The 19,175-nt window shown below is 65.8% G+C and carries 21 protein-coding genes; 13 read left to right on the top strand and 8 right to left on the bottom strand.

Features of this window, described 5'->3' with window-relative positions; translation table 11 throughout:
* Positions 1-3 precede the first annotated feature (3 nt).
* The 4 genes from AKG07_RS14310 to AKG07_RS14290 form a co-directional block, all read right to left on the bottom strand.
* Positions 4-522 carry a DUF4395 domain-containing protein gene (locus AKG07_RS14310; protein WP_042538248.1) on the bottom strand — a complete coding sequence of 173 codons (519 nt, stop codon included), beginning with the start codon at positions 520-522 and terminating at the stop codon, positions 4-6.
* A gap of 20 nt (positions 523-542) precedes the next feature.
* Positions 543-1,313 carry a sulfite exporter TauE/SafE family protein gene (locus AKG07_RS14305; protein WP_042538250.1) on the bottom strand — a complete coding sequence of 257 codons (771 nt, stop codon included), beginning with the start codon at positions 1,311-1,313 and terminating at the stop codon, positions 543-545.
* A gap of 17 nt (positions 1,314-1,330) precedes the next feature.
* Entirely contained in the window at positions 1,331-2,740 is a 1,410-nt protein-coding gene (locus AKG07_RS14300; RefSeq protein ID WP_042538252.1) for an MBL fold metallo-hydrolase, read from the bottom strand.
* 160 nt (positions 2,741-2,900) lie between these two features.
* Complete coding sequence (locus AKG07_RS14290; protein ID WP_042538256.1) at positions 2,901-3,266, bottom strand: thioredoxin family protein; 366 nt, start codon at positions 3,264-3,266, stop codon at positions 2,901-2,903.
* 294 nt (positions 3,267-3,560) lie between these two features.
* On the opposite strand from AKG07_RS14290, the gene AKG07_RS14285 reads away from it, so the two are divergent.
* The 4 genes from AKG07_RS14285 to AKG07_RS14270 all read left to right on the top strand — a co-directional run bounded on the left by AKG07_RS14285 (position 3,561) and on the right by AKG07_RS14270 (position 6,834).
* The gene (locus AKG07_RS14285) at positions 3,561-3,854 is read left to right on the top strand and encodes a metal-sensitive transcriptional regulator (protein ID WP_042538258.1); all 294 of its coding nucleotides are present in this window, start codon (positions 3,561-3,563) and stop codon (positions 3,852-3,854) included.
* Positions 3,855-4,022: 168 nt separating this feature from the next.
* Positions 4,023-4,910, top strand: a complete 888-nt coding sequence (gene lgt, locus AKG07_RS14280) for a prolipoprotein diacylglyceryl transferase (protein WP_052492873.1) — start codon at positions 4,023-4,025, stop codon at positions 4,908-4,910.
* Positions 4,911-5,146: 236 nt separating this feature from the next.
* Positions 5,147-5,860 (top strand): response regulator transcription factor, encoded by a 714-nt coding sequence (locus tag AKG07_RS14275; RefSeq protein ID WP_228385636.1) that lies wholly within the window; start codon positions 5,147-5,149, stop codon positions 5,858-5,860.
* Complete coding sequence (locus AKG07_RS14270; protein WP_042538261.1) at positions 5,857-6,834, top strand: sensor histidine kinase; 978 nt, start codon at positions 5,857-5,859, stop codon at positions 6,832-6,834. The genes AKG07_RS14275 and AKG07_RS14270 overlap by 4 nt, the downstream gene beginning before the upstream one ends.
* Here AKG07_RS14270 and AKG07_RS14265 read toward each other — a convergent pair.
* The 4 genes from AKG07_RS14265 to AKG07_RS14250 form a co-directional block, all read right to left on the bottom strand.
* Positions 6,825-7,664 carry an FAD:protein FMN transferase gene (locus AKG07_RS14265; RefSeq protein ID WP_052492863.1) on the bottom strand — a complete coding sequence of 280 codons (840 nt, stop codon included), beginning with the start codon at positions 7,662-7,664 and terminating at the stop codon, positions 6,825-6,827. The two genes, AKG07_RS14270 and AKG07_RS14265, sit on opposite strands and share 10 nt — an antisense overlap.
* Positions 7,664-8,143, bottom strand: coding sequence for an FMN-binding protein (locus tag AKG07_RS14260; protein ID WP_042538263.1), 480 nt, complete (start codon positions 8,141-8,143; stop codon positions 7,664-7,666). Before AKG07_RS14260 ends, AKG07_RS14265 begins: the two co-directional genes overlap by 1 nt.
* A 14-nt stretch (positions 8,144-8,157) precedes the next feature.
* A complete protein-coding gene (locus AKG07_RS14255) occupies positions 8,158-9,579 on the bottom strand; it encodes a ferredoxin reductase family protein (protein WP_042538265.1) in 1,422 nt (473 codons plus the stop codon).
* A 73-nt stretch (positions 9,580-9,652) separates the two neighbouring features.
* Entirely contained in the window at positions 9,653-10,369 is a 717-nt protein-coding gene (locus AKG07_RS14250) for a VIT1/CCC1 transporter family protein (protein WP_136042897.1), read from the bottom strand.
* A 710-nt stretch (positions 10,370-11,079) separates the two neighbouring features.
* Between AKG07_RS14250 and AKG07_RS14245 the strand changes: the two genes are divergently transcribed.
* From AKG07_RS14245 to cmtR, 9 genes are all read left to right on the top strand, one after another.
* On the top strand, positions 11,080-11,856 hold the full coding sequence (locus AKG07_RS14245; RefSeq protein WP_171821974.1) for an alpha/beta fold hydrolase: 777 nt from the start codon (positions 11,080-11,082) through the stop codon (positions 11,854-11,856).
* A 142-nt stretch (positions 11,857-11,998) separates the two neighbouring features.
* Positions 11,999-12,364, top strand: a complete 366-nt coding sequence (locus AKG07_RS14240; protein ID WP_042538269.1) for an ArsR/SmtB family transcription factor — start codon at positions 11,999-12,001, stop codon at positions 12,362-12,364.
* Entirely contained in the window at positions 12,361-13,386 is a 1,026-nt protein-coding gene (locus AKG07_RS14235; RefSeq protein WP_042538271.1) for a cation diffusion facilitator family transporter, read from the top strand. Before AKG07_RS14240 ends, AKG07_RS14235 begins: the two co-directional genes overlap by 4 nt.
* Positions 13,387-13,494: 108 nt before the next feature.
* Positions 13,495-13,776, top strand: a complete 282-nt coding sequence (locus AKG07_RS14230; protein ID WP_042538273.1) for a metal-sensitive transcriptional regulator — start codon at positions 13,495-13,497, stop codon at positions 13,774-13,776.
* A gap of 32 nt (positions 13,777-13,808) precedes the next feature.
* Complete coding sequence (locus tag AKG07_RS14225) at positions 13,809-14,135, top strand: heavy-metal-associated domain-containing protein (protein ID WP_042538275.1); 327 nt, start codon at positions 13,809-13,811, stop codon at positions 14,133-14,135.
* A gap of 55 nt (positions 14,136-14,190) precedes the next feature.
* The gene (locus AKG07_RS14215; RefSeq protein ID WP_396653629.1) at positions 14,191-16,311 is read left to right on the top strand and encodes a heavy metal translocating P-type ATPase; all 2,121 of its coding nucleotides are present in this window, start codon (positions 14,191-14,193) and stop codon (positions 16,309-16,311) included.
* 576 nt (positions 16,312-16,887) lie between these two features.
* Entirely contained in the window at positions 16,888-17,484 is a 597-nt protein-coding gene (locus AKG07_RS14205; RefSeq protein ID WP_042538281.1) for a DUF305 domain-containing protein, read from the top strand.
* A 147-nt stretch (positions 17,485-17,631) separates the two neighbouring features.
* Positions 17,632-18,477, top strand: coding sequence for a F510_1955 family glycosylhydrolase (locus tag AKG07_RS14200; RefSeq protein ID WP_042538283.1), 846 nt, complete (start codon positions 17,632-17,634; stop codon positions 18,475-18,477).
* A 273-nt stretch (positions 18,478-18,750) separates the two neighbouring features.
* Complete coding sequence (gene cmtR / locus AKG07_RS17550) at positions 18,751-19,086, top strand: Cd(II)/Pb(II)-sensing metalloregulatory transcriptional regulator CmtR (RefSeq protein ID WP_074731945.1); 336 nt, start codon at positions 18,751-18,753, stop codon at positions 19,084-19,086.
* Positions 19,087-19,175: the final 89 nt, after the last annotated feature.

Raw genomic sequence — 19,175 nt, 5'->3', positions numbered from 1 at the left:
GTGTCAGCGGTCGCAGGCGCCGTTGGCGCAGTGGCGGGTGGGCTGCCTACTGAAGCGTTGGTGCAGGGCACATCCCGCGCACCACCCGAGGGTGGCTTCTAGGAGCAGGACTGTGAAGCAGACTCCGCAGAGCCCGAGAGTCACGGGTAGCGGGACCATTCCAGCGCTCATCGTCACGCACGAGATAGCAGCGAGACCGAGGGCGAGCCACCAGGCGAAGACCTTCTGCGGCGCGCCCACCCAGTGCCGACGGCGGCGGCGTGTCAGAGCACGGCCGAGGGCGAGAGTGAGGGACAGCCGGTCGCTGATGAGTACGCGCGTCGTCATGTCGAGGAGGAAGAACATGCCGAACATCTGCAGCGGCCTGATGCTGTCGGAGGCGAGCGTGATGGTAAGGGCGGTGATGCCTATGGCGAGGAGGATGCCGGCGGCGATGCGGACGGCGTGCTCGTCGAGGACGGGCACCTCGTATCCGTCGACGTGTTCCCCGGTGCGGGGCGCGGTGTCGGTCGCGTGAGGCATGGGCTTCTTTCTGGTGGTGGTCAGGCGGAGAGCGTCTGAATGATGAGGGTGGCGAGCATGGTCAGCCCCACGGCCAGCACCAGAACCCCGAACCCGGTGCGGATGCCGGCAGCCGGGAGGCGATGCGACAGTGCCAGACCGATGAAGGATCCGGCGACGGCGAGCGCGGTGAAGGTGAGGACGATGGGCCAGTGGATGGCCACGGTCGTGATCTGGGTGAGGAAGCCGGCGGACGAGTTCACGGCGATGACTAGTAGCGATGTCCCCACTGCAGCGGCGATGGGCTGGCCGAGGAAGGTGAGGGCGGGGACGATGAGGAACCCGCCGCCTGCTCCCAGTGCCCCTGTGAGGACTCCCACGCCGAGTCCCGTACCTGTCGTTCGGATTCCACGGACGACCGGCCGCGTCGGAGGGCGCGCCGCGCGTTCTCGTCGCGGCCGCATCATGGCGATCGCTGTGACGATCATGATCGCCGCGAACAGAACGGTGAGCACGGTTTCTGGTAGCAGCTGACCAACCATCCCGCCACCGATTCCCCCGATCAAGCCGGTCGCCGCGAAGACGCCGGCGACTTTCCAGCGCACCTCGCGTCGGCGCACACGGAAGGCGGCGGAGACGGCGCTGGTGATAGCGACGACGAAGAGAGAGGAGACGATCGTCTCCCTCGTTCCGATGCCCAGGACGAGGGAGAAGATGGGGAAAGTGAGGATGGAGCCCCCGCCGCCGAGGAGCCCGAGTGCGACACCGACAAGGGCCGCGAGAGTCATCGCGAGGATGATGGAGGTGTCCACTCGAGCTCCTCGGCCGCTCAGGCGGCCGTCGGCCGAGACGGCGTCGCGGCGAGCCAGGCGTTGTAGCTGCCTTCGATCTCGATGACGTCGAGGCCGGCCCGGCGCAGGGCGCTGGCGGCGACGCTGTTGCGGACGCCGCTCTGGCAGTAGGTGAGGATCTTGCCGGCGGGCAGTTCGTCGGTGTGCCAGAGGGCCCGACCACCGGAGAGCTGCGCGGCGCCGGGGATGTGCCCGGCGTTGTACTCGGTACGGTTTCGCACGTCGAGGAGGAGCGCCGCGTCGACCTGGTCCAGGTCGGTGGGGGCGATCGTCTTGGGCTGCACCGTGGGGAGGCCATCGAGTGTGGTGATGAACCCGTCGACCTGATCGATGCCGACCCGCAGCAGATGATCCCGGAACCGGGCCGCGGCGTCCCCCGAGTCGATGATGAGGACGAGCGGCCGCGTCTCGGTGTCGGGGTCGTAGACCCAGGCGCCGTAGCTGGCTGCTTTCGCGACTCCGGGCACGTTCAGCGCGCCCTGAACAGTGCCCTCGTGCACGAGGGAGTGGTGGCGGGTGTCGACCATGATGACCCGGTCGGCGTCGATGTCGGCGTCAAGATCGAAGACGCTGCGCTCGAGGAGCGGAGGAAGTTCGCCCAGCACGGCCGGTCCGACGCGGTTCTGCCGCTTCATTCGTGCGAAGTAGGCGTGTGCGTCGGGCTGATCGTTCAACAGCGTGTCGATGAATCCCTGCTCATCGCCGGCCTCGAGGTAGGGAGCCCACCAGGCGAAACGCCGCTCGTATCCGACTGTCGAGCTTGGGACGGCGCCGAGCGCCTTGCCGCAGGCGGACCCCGACCCGTGCGCGGGGAGCACCTGCACGTAGTCGGGCAGGGTGAGGAAGTGGTCGCGGAGGCTCGCGAATAGATCCCGTGCGCCGTCGAAGCGGGTGTCGATGCCGCCTGCGGCCTCGTCCAGCAGGTCCGGGCGTCCGACGTCCCCGACGAACACGAAGTCACCGGTGAGGACATAGCCCGGCTCGGAGGTCGTGGCGCCGTCGATGACGAGGAAGGACAGGTGCTCGGGGGTGTGCCCGGGAGTGTGGACCGCCTCGACCGTGATGTTGCCGACCGTGATGCGGTGACCGTGCATTATCCGGGTGGCGTCTTGGAACCCGACACCGTACTGCCAGTCCGGGCCGCCCTCGCCGGAGACATACATCGTCGCCCCGGTACGGGCTGCGAGCTCGCGGGTGCCGGAGAGGTAGTCGGCGTGGATGTGGGTCTCGGTGACCGCGGTGATGGTCATGCTGTTCTTCGCGGCGAGGTCGAGGTAGACCTGGATGTCGCGGCGCGGGTCGACGACGATCGCTTCACCGGTGCGCTGGCAGCCGATGATGTAGCTGGCGTGGGCGAGGTCGTCGTCGTAGAGGCGTTCGAGGAGCATAAGGGTCTCCGTCGCTTTCTTCTGGGTCAGTGCGTGCAAGTGCAGCGCTGGGATACGGGGACGCCCGCGAGGGCTTGTTCGATGTGCTGGCCGCAGCCGTCCCAGGTGGGCTTGCCGCAGGAGGAGCAGGTGATTCGTGCGCACATGGTGCCAGGTCCTTTCAGGGGGTAGCGGTGTTGGCGAGCTGGCGGCGGACGTCGTCCATGTCCAGTTCGCGGGCCTTCTCGATGAGCAGCTCGAGCTGCGGTTCGGCAAGAGCTCCCGGCTGCCGGTAGACCAGGACGCCGTCGCGGACGACCATCAGGGTCGGAATCGAGGTGATGCGGTGGGCGGAGGCCAGAGCGGTCTCGGCCTCGGTGTCGACCTTCCCGAAGAGGATGTCGGGGTGCCTGTCGGATGCTGCATCGAATACCGGGGCGAAGGCCCGGCAGGGTCCACACCACTCAGCCCAGAAGTCGATCAGCGCGATGCCCTCGGCGTGGGTGAGCTGTTCGAAGTTCCCGGTGGTCAGTTCAACAGTTGCCATCGCCGATCACCGTCCGAACAGGCGGGCGAAGAAGCCACCCCGCTGAGACTGGGCGGCCTGGACTTCGGCACGGGTATGGCTGCCATTGCACCAGTCGGATGCGGGCACGGATTTCCGCACGGATGCGACGTGCTGACCGCACCCGGTCCAGGTCGTCTTTCCACAGGTGTGGCACTTCGTTGCTCTGCACATACGCTGATCTCCTTGCTCGGCGATACCCCGGGGAGTATCAGTTCATGTGAATACGATACCCCAGGGGGTATAGTGGTTGTCAACTCGACGGAAGGACCACCCATGACCGACACCCTCGTCACCGGCGACCCGCTCGTCCACGACCCCGAAGCCAAGCGCAAAGTCGTCAACCGCCTCAAGCGAGCTCAGGGCCAGCTGGCGGCGGTCATTACGGCCGTCGAGGACGACGCGCACTGCCGCGACGTCGTGCAGCAGCTCTCCGCCGTCTCGAAGGCCCTCGACCGGGCCGGATTCCTCGTGATCTCGACCGCGCTGCGGGAATGCCTCACCGATCCGGACGCCGACGACGTCACCTCCCCCGCCGAGTTGGAGAAGCTCTTCCTCTCCCTGGCCTGAACCGGTCAGGCCCGCTCCTCGGGGCCCTCGCCTGGTGACCTGGGAGGAGTTCGACGATTCCCGTGTCGAACACCGTTAGTCTTCCCAGGGCGCTGTTCGCATGGGACCGGCGCTGAACAATGATGTGTTGAAGCATTCACAGTGATGCCAGATGAGGAGCGGTGCTTCGTGCTTTTGACGAGTCTTCCCAGCCCCCCACCGTCGTGGGCACAGTTCACCCTCGGGCCGCTCACAATCCACACCTACGCGCTGTGCATCATCGCCGGGATCATCGCCGCCGTGATCATCACCCAACGACGCCTGTCGGCACGAGGCGCGGAGGACGGCGTGGTTGTCGACATCGTCATCTGGGCTGTCCCGATCGGCATCATCGGAGCCCGGTTCTATCACGTGTTCACCCACGTCGGGGACTACTTCTATCCGGGCGCGAACCTCGGGAACATCTTCGCCATCTGGGACGGCGGCAACGCCCTCTACGGGTCCCTCCTGGGCGGCGCTGTCGGTGCGTACATCGGCTGCCGACGAACCGGTATCCGGCTGTGGTCCTTCGCCGACGCTCTCGCGCCCGCGATGCTCATCGCGCAGTCCATGGGTCGGATCGGCAACTACTTCAACCACGAACTCTTCGGGCTGCCCACCACGCTGCCGTGGGGGCTCGAGATCCTGCCGACGGACACCATGTTCCCGGACGGCCTCCCGGCCGGAACGCTGTTCCACCCGCTGTTCCTGTACGAGATCATCTGGAACCTGATCGGCGTGGCGATCATCCTCCTCCTCGAGCGCAGATACCGGTTCCGGTGGGGACGAACCTTCGCCCTCTATATGATCTGGTACGGCCTCGGACGCAGCTGGCTCGAGGCCATCAGGATCGACCCCACCAGCGACGCCCTGTTCGGCATCCCCGCGAACGTCTGGGCATCCGTCGTCGTCGTCGCCCTCGGCATCGCGCTATTCGTCGTCCAGGGGCGACGACACCCCGAACCCGAACCCTCCGTGTACCAAGAAGGACGCGCGCCAGCGGTGGAACATCAGCCCAGCAGCGCAGACGAGAGCTGAACGCCACCCACACCTCCAGCTGTCAGCTAGTTCTGTCTAAGCGATCACGGACACAACGCCTCTTGACGTGGTGCGCCGAAAATCCCTGCCGAGAGGGGTTTCCGAAGATCGTTTGTGGCGCCTCATAAGGAGCCACCGGGCCAGTGACGCCAAAACGATCGTTTCTGGTGTGACGGACGACGGCATGCGGAAGATCATCCGGGTTACCCGACCCGGTTTGCGCCGGGCGTACGCTGATGGTCTCGATCGCGGAAGACGGGACGACGACCATGGGCGACTCGGCACAGGGGCCACGCGGTTCGCTGCTCTATGTTGAAGATGATGCGGAGATCGCTGCGCTGACCGTCGAAGTGCTGGAAGAGGTGTACGACGTCGAGCATGCCGCGGACGGCGAGACCGCGCTCCGGCTCGCGCTGAGCAGGCGATACGACGCCATGGTGGTCGATCGACGCCTCCCCGGCATGGACGGCGTCGATTTCATCTGTGCCGTGCGTACCGCGCACATCACGACGCCGGTCCTGATGCTGACCGCGCTCGGCACCGTGGACGATCGTGTCACCGGTCTCGACGGCGGAGCGAACGACTACCTGGTGAAGCCGTTCGATTACGACGAGCTGCTGGCGCGCCTTCGGGCGCTGCGACGCGCGTTCAGGGCTGATGGGGTACGTCGACGCCTCGGCGAGTGGGTGTTCACGCCGGACGCCCAGGCCGCGTACGATCCATCTGGAATCCGAGTGGCGCTGACGGCGACGGAGAGCGCGCTCCTGGAGCTGTTGAGCACCAGCCCCGAGCACGTGTTCAGTCGGGACGAGATCCTCCGCGCCGTGTTCCATGAAGGAGATACGACGAGTTCGGTGGACACGTACGTGCACTATGTGCGGCGCAAGACGTCCCCCGACATGATCGAGACCGTCCGCGCACGCGGCTACCGCGCGGGAACACCGTCATGAGCGACGCCGATAATCGACGCGTGCGTCGCGCAGCGCTATCCATCGGACTCTGGGTCGGAGTCTCGTCGGGTGTGATCGTCGCGATCGGCATCGGCGTGCTGATCGCGGTGGTGCTCTCAACGTCGCGCCGCGAAGGCGAGGAGCACGGCGGCGGCTGGTTCGGCGGTCCCGCCGGAACGCGGGACGACTTCATCGTCGACATCGACGTGATCGTTCCGGCCGTGATCATCATCGGAGTGATCGGCGTGGTGCTGCTCGGGGTTGTCGCCGCGGTCGCCGCTCGACGATCGGTCCGCCCGCTCGGGGAGGCGCTGCGTCGGCAGCGAAACTTCGTGGCCGACGCGAGCCACGAACTGCGTACGCCGCTGACGGCGCTGACGAGCCGTATCCAGGTGTTGCAACGCCGTCATGACCGAGGCGAGGACCTCGGAGCGGGTCTCACCAACCTCCGGCGCGATGCGGACATGATGGCCGACGTGCTCAACGACCTGCTCATCGCCGCGGAAGGAGAATCGTTCGCCGACGGGAACGCGGACGTCGCGACAGCGGCGGCGACAGCGGTCGCAGCGATGACGACGAGCGAGAAGCGCTCCGAGGTCTCGCTCGCGATCACCGTGGATCAGGAGGTGAAGGCGCAGCTGCCGGAAGTCACGCTCGTCCGCATCCTGGTCGCGCTGCTCGACAACGCCGTGCAGCACTCCCCGGCGCGAGGTACCGTCTCGATCCGCATCGCGCGGGACGCCCGCAACGTGACGGTGCGCGTCATCGACGAGGGCTCCGGGATCGAAGGCATCTCGCCCGAGCAGGTCTTCGAGCGCTTCGCGCGTCCGCGCGAGAGTGGGCGCCCTCGCAGCTTCGGTCTCGGACTCTCACTCGTGCGAGATGTCGCTCGCCGTGCCGGAGGGTCCATCGAGGTCGAACGGTCGACAGCATCCGGCACGACTTTCCTGCTCACACTGCCGGCTCATCCCTGAACGAGTGCGTCTCCTCCGATCGGATGCGAACCGACCGTCGTCGTCTGCACGTCCACCATCGTCGTGCCGAGCCAGCGGGTCACGCGACGATCAGCATCGACGACGATGCCGGTGCGCGACCCCGCAGCCGCGATCCACGAGCGGTTCGCCGGGCCGGCCACCACGGCAGCGGTCGCCCAGACGTCCGCTTGCGTGAGACCGTCGGTCACGATCGTGGCCGACGCGGTGCCTGTCGCGGGCCTACCGGTGCGCGGATCGAGGATATGATGCCCGCGCTCCGCCGTCCCTGAGGTCGCCACCGCACCGTTCACCACGTCGACCACCGCGATCAACTGACCGCGGTCGTGCGGGTCGGCGATTCCCACCGGCCATCGCCAGTCGGCTCCCTCGGCTGTGAACAGCTGCAGGTCTCCTCCGGCGTTGATGCCGACCGCGGTCGCGGCAGCCAGCAGCGGCTCGAGGTGCCGACGGCCCGCAGCTTCCACCGCCCAGCCCTTGACGTATCCCGTCGGGTCGAACCTTCCCCGCCACCGGGCGGAGACCAGGCCGCCAGTCTCCTCTTCGGCGCGTTCGCAGGCATCCGCGACCAGCGCCACCCTGCTGTCAGCGTCGGCGATGGAGAGTTCACCGCGACGGATGCGGCTGATGTCGGAATCAGTGCGATATGTCGAGAAGACCCGGTCGATGTCACGCAGTTCGTCGAAGCATGCTCGCACTGCCCGGTCGGCGCCCTCGTCGGTCATTTCCCCCGGAGCAATCAGATGGATGCTCATCGGAATGCCCATGATCTCCTCGACCCAGACCCGCGTCACCTCATTCGCGGTACGCATCAGCTCTGCGCCTGGTCGATCGCGCTCTGCAGCGACGAGAGGTAGCCACCGCTCGTGTATGTGGCACCGGACACCATCTGGATCTTCGAGCTCTGCGCCTGGATCGTCTCCGAGACGAGCCTCGGGATCGCGGTGCCGTTGATCTGCCGGTCCCGACCGTTGCTGTTCGGGTAATCGACCGCCTGTGCGTCCGTGATCTGTCCACCGGAGACGGTTATCTGCACCTGCACCGGCCCGTAGCGGGTCTGCGATGATGCGCCGGTGTAGGTTCCGTCGGCGAGGCCGGTGCCAGACATGGTTCCCGAGTTCGTCGATGTGGTTCCCGAGCCGCTCGCGCCGGTCTCGGCGGTCGTCAATGAACTGCCCGCTGTCGCCGCACTGGCGTCGGTCGGGGTGACCGCCTCCAGAGACGTTCGGTAGCTGAACAGCAGCACGAGTCCGCTGACGGTCGCGAGCAGCGTGTAGAGGATCTTCTTCATGGCCGTCTCCCTGCTCAGATCGTGAACGATTCGGAATGGATGCGATGGGCGGGGAACCCGGCGCCAACCAGGTCGCGCCTGAGGTCTTTCATCCAGGCCTCACCGCCACAGATGAACACGTCGTGGTCCTTCGGCTCCGGCACGAGATGGCGGAGGAGATCTGCGCCCGACCACGCCTCGTGCGTGGCAGGGATCCAGCTCGACGCGCCGGAAGATCGCGGGCCGATGAACGGCAGGTAGCTCAGGCCACGGGTACTGATGAGGTGAGCGATGGCCTCCTGCCGAAGAGCGTCCTCGGCCGCGGACTCCCGGGTGATAAGCATCGCTTCTCCCGGTCCGTAGCCTTCCGTCTCGAGCAGCGAGACGAGCGGTGCGACCCCGGCGCCTGCGCCGATCATAAGCAGCTTCGTCCCGGTCCTGCGCTCACCGGTCATCTCCCCGTATGGTCCTTCCACGATGACCCTGGTGCCAGGGAGCAGCGCGGTGAGGCGTCGCGTGCCGTCGCCCAGCACACGGGCAGTCAACGTCAGCTCGCTTCCCGGCGCAGCGGAGAGCGAGAACGGGTGCGCGCGAGTCCAGCCTGGTCCATCGAGGAACCGCCAGACGAAGAACTGACCAGCCCTGGCACCGAGCGTCGCGAGGTCGCGACCGGTGACCCGGATGGTGACGCCCCGAGCACCGTCCGCCTCGACCCCCGCCACCCGCAGGGCCCGACGAGTGGACCGCAGCAGCGGCATCCCGATGCGGAAGAGCAGTACCGATCCTGCGGAGAGCGCCCAGATCGACCACCAGTAGACGGTCGCGATCGGTGAGGACAGGAAGTCGGCGCCCGTCCACAGCTGGTGCGGCAGCGCGAGCCCGACGCCCAGGTACGCGTACAGGTGCAGGAGGTGCCAGGACTCGTACCGCAGGTGCCGACGAGCACGCCGGATCGAGGTGACGACCACGAGCAGGATCAGCAGAGTGCCGGCAGTCGCCAGGAGCATGCCGGGGTATTCCCAGATGAAGCTCCACAGCTGGACGAGCGGGTTGATGCCGGCAGCCATCGCGTAGCCCACCGCGAGCAGTGCGATGTGCGCGCCCATCAACCAGAACGACCAGAATCCGACGAAGCGATGCAGCCGCGTGATCCCGTCGCGACCGAATCCGCGCTCGAACAGCGGGACGCGCGCCATCAGCAGCACCTGATAGAGCAGCAGATTCGCCGCGACCAACCCGGTGAGGCGTCCGAGCGTCGTGACGGTCTCGGCGTTGACTCCCAGGACTGCGGTCACTCCACCACAGGCGATCCACAAAGCGACGACGAACAGGCTGGTCGCCCAGATCACCGTGATCGCCGCTGCACGCCAGACCCGCGCGCGGCCATGGGCTGCCCGCCGTGGCTCAGGGGAAGCGGCGGGGACGGAAGCACGCGGTCTCGTCGTCAGAGTGGTCATAGGGGAATCGTGCTGCGCCGACTCTGAGACAGGTCTAAGGAACGGCTCCCGATAGGCAACTCATATCTGTCTCTCAGGCAACGCCACTCGTCCCGAGCAGCGTACCGATCGCGAACGTGACCACCAGCGCGATCGCCCCACCGAGCACCACCCTGATCGTGGGCCTCAGCGCGGGGTTCCCGCCGATCCTCGCGCTCAGGAATCCGGTCAGCGCGAGCGCCAGCAGCACCACCGCGAAAGCGACCGGCACCCGGATCTCGGGAGGCGGGAGCAGTATCGCCAAGAGCGGAAGCAGCGCTCCGAGTGCGAAGGCAAGTGCGGAGGCCCCCGCCGCCGCCCACGGACTGACCACCTGATTCTCCGTGATGCCTAGTTCCGCTTCGAGGTGCGCGGTCAGCGGGTCGTGCGCGGTGAGCTCCTCCGCAACGAGGCGTGCGGTCGCCGGGCTAAGACCTTTCGCCTGATAGATGCCCGCCAGCTCCTCGAGCTCGGTCGCAGGATTATCGGCCAGCTCTCCTCGTTCCTTCTCGATCAGAGCCCGTTGGCTGTCTCGCTGGCTGCTCACCGACACGTACTCCCCGAGCGCCATCGAGATCGCACCGCCGACGAGACCGGCGACACCCGCGGCGAGCAGCGTCGCGGAATCGGTCGTCGCCCCCGCGACACCGACGACGAGCGACGCGACCGACACGATGCCGTCGTTCGCGCCGAGCACTCCGGCTCTGAGCCAGTTGAGCCGCCCAGCGAGATCGCCGCGGTGGGGTTCACCCGGATGCGTCGCCAACATCATCGCCCCGTTCTTTCTCCCGGCGCGGCTATGGAAGGCACATCCCGACGTAGGTCGAGCTCTGCGTGCGCGGAATGCCACTTCGTGAGAGGTCGAGTCATCGGACAAGAGTACGCCCGCCACAAACGCGCCCTCCGCAGCTCGACCGCTAGCAAGTCCGGTCGCGGCACCAACCGAAGGCCCATGCCAGAACGGGGTTCCGGCTCCCGTTAGCGGCGACCGCCCCGGCAACCAAGTGATACCGCGCCGGAAACGATCGTTTTCGGTGGGTTGAACAGAGGCAGTAGCCGTACCAGTCAACAGGCGCTTCCGGCACACCCACCAGACCTCCGCAAAGCGATCTTCAGGTAGGTCCGACCGCCCCTGCCATCGGCGTCGTCGACGGGCTTGCCTGGGACGTTTGACACCCGTTCGAGTTCGAGACCATCATGAACCACAACCCGCCCGCCCCTCGGCTTAGCCGAAATGTCGCTATCCATTCAGTAGACCTTCCGCGTCCGATCGATAGAGAGGTAAATGGGATGGCATCGAGATCGAAGACGACGGCAGCACGGTGCGTTGTCGGGACCGCTCTGGGCGCAGCGGTCGCATTGTGGGGAGGGACTCACCTGCTCTCCCGCCGACGGGCGCGCTGGCGTCCCGGCGCGGGAGTGGTGTCGCGGCACGGTCCACTCAGCATCCGAACATTCGGCGACGGTGACCCGATCGTGGTCTTGCTGCCCGGAATCGCCGCAAGCGGATCGTTCTACGGTGCCGCCTTCGATCAGCTCGGTGACATCGCCACCGTCCTCGTGATCGACCCGCTCGGGTTCGGCCAATCGATGGTCGAACCCGACGGCGATGCTCTATTCGGAATCTCCGATCATCAGAACGCGATCATCGATGTGCTGTCTTCTTCCCCTTTAGCATCTCGCCCGGTGACCCTGGTCGGCCACTCGATGGGCGCCTCCCTCGCGATCATCACCGCCGCCGCCGCCGCCGACACCGCGATCACCATTGCAGGGGTGATCGCCTTCGACGCCCCCCTGTTCGTGTCAGAGCAGGAAGCCCGGCAACGAATCTCGGGCATGGGCTGGTTCGAAACCCTGCTGGCCAGCGGTCCGATCGCCCATCTGGTCTGCTCATGGATGTGCCGCCATCGGCGATTCGCCTCCTATGCCGCCATCGCGGTGAACCCATCACTGCCCATAACCGTGGCCAGAGACGGTGTCAGGCACACATGGCTGTCGTACTCCGGCGCCCTGAACTCGATCGTGATGTCGGATGACTGGTTACCCGCACTGGAGGCCCTGGGGCGGCGCAACATCGCCGTCCTCCTTGTCAACGGCACCGATGACCCCGTGCCGGTGCCCGGACTGGCCGATCGGCTCGCACGCTCCTATCCGAACCTCACCGTCTCGACTCATCGGGGTGGACACCAGCTTCCACTGAGTGATCCCGACTGGTGCGCCGAGACCGTGGCAAGGGCGATCAACGGCGACCCGTCCTGAAAAGCAAGCGTATTGAGGGATGTGCGAGAGACATCCTGCCTGACGGGCATCGGACAAGCCGCGGGCCACATCGAGAATCGGTCCCCGAAGGCGATCTCGAGCTGCTGCCAGCGCTGATGCAGAGATGTCGTAGTATCTGCGTATGAGTGCAGATACGCAAGGATGTGGGTATCGGCCGGATAGTTCCTTCGTTGAGCTGGCGGTGGAAGTGTTTGGGATGCTCGCGGATGCAACACGGGTGCGGATCATTCTCGCTCTTCAGGAAGCCTCGGAACTGTCGGTGAACAGCCTCGCCGACGCGGTTGGCAAGTCACCAGCCGCGGTATCGCAGCACCTGGCGAAACTTCGTCTGGCTCGCATCGTCTCCACCCGTCAGGACGGGCAAAGGGTCTTCTACCGGCTAGACAACGAGCACGCATCCCGACTGGTCGCGGACGCCATCTTCCAAGCCGAACACTCCCTGGGTGGCACACCCCGACACCATCATGCGGATCGGGCGAGCGAATGAGTCCGACCCACGATCACTCGCACGGCGGGCACCACGACCACGGCGCCCCGCACGCACACCATGACCACCCGACCGGCATCAAGGGGTTCTTCTACGGACTCTTCGTGCCCCACTCCCATGACGCGGCAGATTCCATCGATGATGCGTTGGAGGCGAACCGGTCAGGCATCCGTGCTCTGAAGATCAGCCTTCTGATCCTGCTGGTCACAACCGTCCTTCAGGCTGTCGTGGTCATCTTCAGCGGTTCCGTCGCGCTCTTGGCTGATACCGTCCATAATTTCTCCGACGCGCTCACCGCTGTTCCTTTGTGGGTTGCCTTCATCCTCGGCCGGCGTGCAGCCTCGCGCCGCTACACCTACGGGCTCGGCCGTGCCGAAGATCTCGCGGGGCTGTTCATCGTTTTCGTGGTCGCCCTCTCCGCAATCGCCGCCGCCTGGCAATCCATCCACCGCATCCTGAACCCGCAGCCCCTCACAAACATCGGCTGGGTCATCGCCGCGGGCATCATCGGATTCCTCGGCAACGAGATCGTCGCCGTCTACCGCATCCGAGTCGGGCAGCGAATCGGCTCCGCCGCCCTTGTTGCCGACGGCATCCATGCCCGCACAGACGGATTCACCTCACTCGCCGTCGTGGCCGGCGGGATCGGCGTGCTCCTCGGCTTCCCTCTGGCAGATCCCATCGTCGGCCTGGTCATCTCGGTCGCGATCTTCGTCCTCCTCATCGGAACGGTCCGCAGCGTCGGACGGCGCCTGCTGGACGGCGTCGAACCAGAACTCGTCGACAAGGTTGCGCACGCCCTCGATCATGTCGACGGCATCACCGCTGTCGACCGCATCAGACTCCGCTGGAACGGACATCGCCTGGAAGGCGACGCGATCCTCGCTGTCGACGCGCACGCCACCCGTGAACGGGTAGATGAAGTCACTGAGCGCGCACGCCGAAGTGTCCACTCCCACCTCCCCAACCTGGATGAGTTTCTTGTCAGCACCCGCAGCTCGATGGCCACAAGCAACACCTGATCCAGAGTCCGCACAGGGGTGACGAAGCTCACGCCTGAGGTCGGTCCGACCCGCGGGAATGATCTGCGTGCCATTGTGTTGGATACCCCCAGGGGGTATCTTGGAAGTATGAACGGCTACGAGAACAACAAGGCTGATCTGCGTAAGCGGTTGAACCGTGTCGAGGGTCAGGTGCGGGGTATCGCGCGGATGGTCGACGACGACAAGTGCTGCATCGACATCCTCACGCAGGTCTCTGCGGCGACGAAGGCTCTCGAAACGGTCGCATTGTCGCTCTTGGGGGACCATCTCAGTCATTGCGTCGCCCAGGCGAGTACCGAGGGCGGCGAGGTTGCGGCAGAGAAGGTCCGCGAGGCCAACGAAGCAATCGCCCGTCTTGTCCGTTCATGACCACCACGTCTGCTGAATTGAAGGAGCGCACCATGACTGATCGCATCGAACTCGGACTCAAGGACGCATCCGCCGACGGTTGCGCCTGCTGCGCTGTCCCATCGACCACCGAGGTATCCGTTTCGGGTGTGTCTCTGGTGTCGGAGGAGATTCTGGTTGCCGGGATGACGTGCTCGCATTGCGTATCCAGCGTCAGCGACGAGCTGAGCACTGTCGATGGTGTCGAATCCGTCACCATCGACCTGAACGCTGGCGCCACCTCCCGGGTGACCATCCACAGTGCCGCACCCGTCGATCACGCCGCCGTGAAGGCTGCGGTCGAAGAGGCCGGCTACACGCTCGCGACCGGCCAGGCCTGAGCGGCTATCTGTCTGCGCCCGGCTTGACCCGGGCGCATCCGAGCAAGGAGTTCCGATGAGCCAGCACGACGAGCACACCAATCAGGCCGCGCACCCCAATCACGGCGGGTTCCCTACCACGGAGCACGACCACGCGGCGATGAGCCACGAGCACGGTGCTTCTCAAGAGCACGCCGGTCAGGAGGGCCACGGTGGGCACGCTGGCCATGCCGATCATGTGGGCCAGTTCCGGCGGTTGTTCTGGATCATGCTGGTCCTCGCGGTCCCGGTTGTCGGGTTCTCGATGATGTTCTCGATGCTGCTCGGATACCCGCTGCCAGACGCCCCGTGGGTCGGGTGGGTGTCTCCGGTTCTCGGAACGGTCATGTATGTGTGGGGTGGGGCGCCGTTCCTCACCGGCGCGGTGAGTGAACTCCGTGCGCGTAAGCCCGGGATGATGCTGCTGATCGCGCTCGCGATCACGGTGGCATTCTTGGCGTCGTGGGGTGCGAGCCTGGGTGTGCTGCATCACGAGCTCGACTTCTGGTGGGAACTCGCGCTGCTCATCGTGATCATGCTGCTCGGTCACTGGATCGAGATGCGCTCCCTCGCCCAGACGACGTCAGCGTTGGATTCTTTGGCCGCGCTGCTCCCCGACGAGGCGGAGAAGGTGGAAGGCGACACGACGGTCACGGTCGCCCCGGCCGACCTGTTGGTGGGGGATGTTGTGGTGGTTCGCCCCGGCGGCCGGGTCCCCGCGGACGGGCGGATCGTGCAGGGCTCGGCCAGCATGGACGAGTCGATGATCACCGGAGAGTCCCGGCCCGTGCGCCGCAGCGACGGCGACCAGGTCATCGCCGGCACGGTCGCGACCGATTCTGGTGTGCGGGTGGAGATCACCGCGATCGGTGAGGACACTGCTCTCGCGGGAATCCAGAAACTCGTCACCGAAGCGCAGAGTTCGTCGTCGCGCGCGCAGCGGCTCGCGGATAAGGCTGCGGGGTGGTTGTTCTGGTTCGCACTGGGCGCTGCCGCGATCACCGCCGTTGTCTGGACGATCGTCGGTCAGCCTGACGCGGCCGTCATCCGCACGATCACCGTGCTGGTGATCGCCTGCCCGCATGCTCTGGGCCTGGCGATCCCACTCGTCGTGTCGATCGCAACCGAGCGGGCCGCTCGCGGTGGCGTCCTGATCAAGGATCGTCTCGCGCTGGAGAGCATGCGCACGGTCGACACCGTCCTGTTCGACAAGACCGGCACCCTCACCAAGGGCACCCCCGCCGTTACTGCAATCGATCCTGTCCTGGAGACTGACCCTGACCAGCTGCTGGCATGGGCCGCCGCGGCAGAGGCGGATTCCGAGCACCCCCTCGCTCGCGCGATCGTAAACGCGGCGAAGGACAAGACTCTCCGTGTCCCGTCCTCGTCGGACTTCGAGTCGTCCCCGGCGGTCGGGGTGCGTGCGCGTGTCGATGGACACGTCGTGCAGGTCGGTGGCCCGTATATGCTCGAGCAGGAGAACGCCCATGAGCTGCCTGTTGCCGACGAGTGGCGTCACGAGGGTGCGATCATCCTCCACGTGCTCGTCGACGGGCAGGTCGCGGGCGCACTGCGCCTCGCGGATGAGATCCGGTCGGAGTCGCGTCACGCGGTCGATGCTCTCCATGAGCGTGGTGTGCAGGTGGTCATGATCACCGGTGACGCTGACGCGGTCGCCGCATCGGTGGCGGGCGATCTGGGTATCGACCGGTACTTCGCGGGAGTGCGGCCGGAGGACAAGGCCTCGAAGGTGAAAGAGCTGCAGAGCGAAGGCCGCAAGGTCGCAATGGTCGGTGACGGCGTGAACGACGCCCCTGCGCTCGCGCAGGCGGATGTCGGGATTGCGATCGGTGCGGGTACGGACGTCGCGATCGCTTCGGCGGGCGTGATCCTCGCCAGCGACGACCCCCGGTCCGTGATCTCCGTAATCGAGCTGTCGCGGGCCAGCTACCAGAAGATGAAGCAGAACCTCTGGTGGGCCGCCGGGTACAACCTCCTCTCCGTCCCGCTCGCGGCTGGCGTGCTCGCACCCATCGGGTTTGTGCTTCCGATGTCCGTGGGGGCGGTGTTGATGTCGCTGTCCACGATCGTTGTCGCTTTGAACGCGCAGCTGCTGCGCCGGCTGAACCTGAGCCCGGACGCCGTCGTCAACGAGTAGGCGCATGGGCGGCGGCGACGTACCCTGGAGGAAAGAGAGGTGGGACGGTGTTGATCACGATTGCACGGCGCGTGCATGACCAGCGCACGCTCACCCGCACTCTCCTCACCGTCGTCGCCGTCGCTCTCTCCGTCATCTTCGGACTCTTAGCGATGCATTCGATGAACACGCACTCGATGCCCTCCGGGCACAGTGAGACCATCACCGTCACGCCCGCTTCTGCCGACGTTCACCCTGCACCCATGCCTGGGGAAGACGCAGCGATCGACGGGGCGGGATGTGCCACGTGTTCTGACGATCCAGGTATGGCGTGGATGGCCTGCGTACTCGCGCTCCTCATCGCCGTCGTGCTGCTTGCGCGACCGTCCGCCTGGTCGCGAGCCCTTGGACGCTCCCCGGGAGCGCCCGTATCGCTCCTGAGCCTCCGAGATTCGTTGCATCCACTGCGGCCCCCATCCCTCACCGTTCTCTGCATCAGTCGCACGTGATGGACGCGCTACCCGCATTCTGCGGGTAACGCCCTTCGCCCAGCCTGTCTCGCTGGGTGCCATCATCGACTCTTGGAGAGAACTCATCATGAAGACCCGTTTTGCGGCGACTGCCGCGCTCACCCTCGTTGCGTTGCTTGGACTCGCCGGCTGCGCCGGAACCACGTCCGGCGGCGGCGATATGCCCGGCATGGACCACGAGAGCAGCAGCTCCGCCCCGGCATCCGCGGACGCCAACGATGCCGACATCATGTTCGCCAGCATGATGAAAGAACACCACGCTCAGGCCATCGACATGTCTGACATGCTCCTCAGCAAGAACGGCGTCGACGCACGTGTCGTCGCTCTCGCTGAAGAGATCAAGGCCGCGCAGGAACCCGAGATCCAGAAGATGGATCAGTGGCTCGAAGAGTGGGGCGCTGACACCGCCGACATGGAGGGCATGGATCACAGCGGCGGCATGATGTCCGACGAGGACATGCAGGCTCTCGAAGATGCCACCGGTGCGGACGCCAGCCGCCTGTTCCTCGAGCAGATGATCCAGCACCACGAGGGTGCCGTCGAGATGGCCCAGGAAGAGGTCGACAACGGTCAGAACAGCGACGCGGTCGCTCTGGCCGAAACGATCATCGAGGCGCAGACCACGGAGATCGCCACGATGGAAGACCTCCTCGCCACGCTCTGATTCACGCCTGGGGTGCGGGATTCCTCCCGCACCCCTCGGCTGGCTCTTCCCCGCAGCTCTCGCCATCACACCGGTGACGCCACGCTGCGTGTCTCATTCGCGCACCCCGGGTGCGTACCCGCACGCACTTCTTCAAGTCGGAGCCATATGAACCGCTACTCACCCCTACCCGCTTTTGCGATCGCTCTTATAGCCGTCACCGCCACCGGATGCGCCGCACCACAAACCTCCGGCACCGATGCGGTTCCCCCCGTCATCGAACACATTCACGGTGTCGCCGCTGACCCAAACAGTGAGAACCTCTTCGTAGCCACCCACGGGGGAATCTTCACCCTCACACCCGAAGGTGCGCTCGCCGGTCCCATCGGAGGCTACGACTTCGATGCGATGGGATTCACCGTCCTCGACGATGCCCTCTTAGCATCCGGACACCCGGGCACGCAGACACCCGCAGAGCTCGGCTCCCCAAACCTGGGCGTCATTCGCAGTGACGACTTCGGCGAAACCTGGTCACCGATCGCTCTCACCGGCACTACGGACTTCCATACCCTCACCGCTGGACCGGACGGCACTCTCTACGGGATCGCTTCTGACGGGGTCGACCTGCTCATCAGCACTGACAACGGTCGCGAATGGAACCGCGGCGCCACACTTGCCGCGGCAGACCTCGCAGCCACCAACGACGGTCTCTACGCGGCGGCAGAAGAAGGACTACTTCTCAGCACCGATAACGGCGCCAGCTTCGCCCCCGTCGCGGACGCCCCACTGCTCTACGCCCTCGACGTCCGACCCGACGGCACGCTCGCAGGAGTCGGAACGGACGGCGCCCTCTGGTCTCAGAACACCGAAGGAACATGGCAGCGCCTCGACCCCCTCCAAGGGGCCGCCCAGGCCTTCACCGCGATCGGTGACGACAGCTTCGTTGTGGTCGATGACCGCGGCATCGTCCAGATCGCACCCGATGACACGACCGTCCTCGCCCCCGTCCGGTAGGTGGCTCACACCAGAACGGTCGCCATGATCAGCGCTGCAACCTCTCCGGACGCATGCCGGTCTTCATCGCCTGCGCCACGGTCCTCGCCATATCGAGCTTCCACCTCATCGGAGCTTTCACGGCACTCCCGGGGGGGGGGTATCAACCGCACTATGGGTGAGTCTATTCTCGACCGGCAAGCGCTAGAAAGTTCACAGACGCGAAGCAGAGGCGGTTCCCCGACGGTCAGCCCAGGCCGCATGATTGGTCAGCTTGGCCTGTATAGTCATCGTGTGCTGACTATTGCTTCTCGTCTTGATGTGATGAACCGTCTCGGTCGCGCGATGGCAGACCCGTCGCGCTCGCGGATCCTTCTTGCGCTCTTGAATGTGCCTGGCTATCCAGCTGAGCTCGCTCGCGAACTGGATCTCACACGTACGAATGTCTCCAATCATCTGACGTGCCTGCGCGGGTGCGGTCTGGTTGTTGCGACCCCGGAAGGCCGGCGCACGCGTTACGAGATCGCGGACCCGCATCTCGCAGTGGGCCTACGACACATGCTGGAAGCGGTCGTCGCCGTTGACGAGGGTTTTCCGTGCACGGACGAGAAGTGTGAGTGCTGCGCATGAGTGAAGAGTGCTGCGGCCCAGACGAGCCCCGGAAGGCTCGCACGATTCAGCGCGTTGAGTTGACGCGTTCCCACAGGACGGGAGACGCA

The sequence above is a fragment of the Microbacterium sp. CGR1 genome, from assembly GCF_001266755.1.
Taxonomy (GTDB): Bacteria; Actinomycetota; Actinomycetes; order Actinomycetales; family Microbacteriaceae; genus Microbacterium.
The sequence above is the reverse complement of the archived record's forward strand: the minus strand, read 5'-3'. Positions and strand labels throughout refer to the sequence as shown.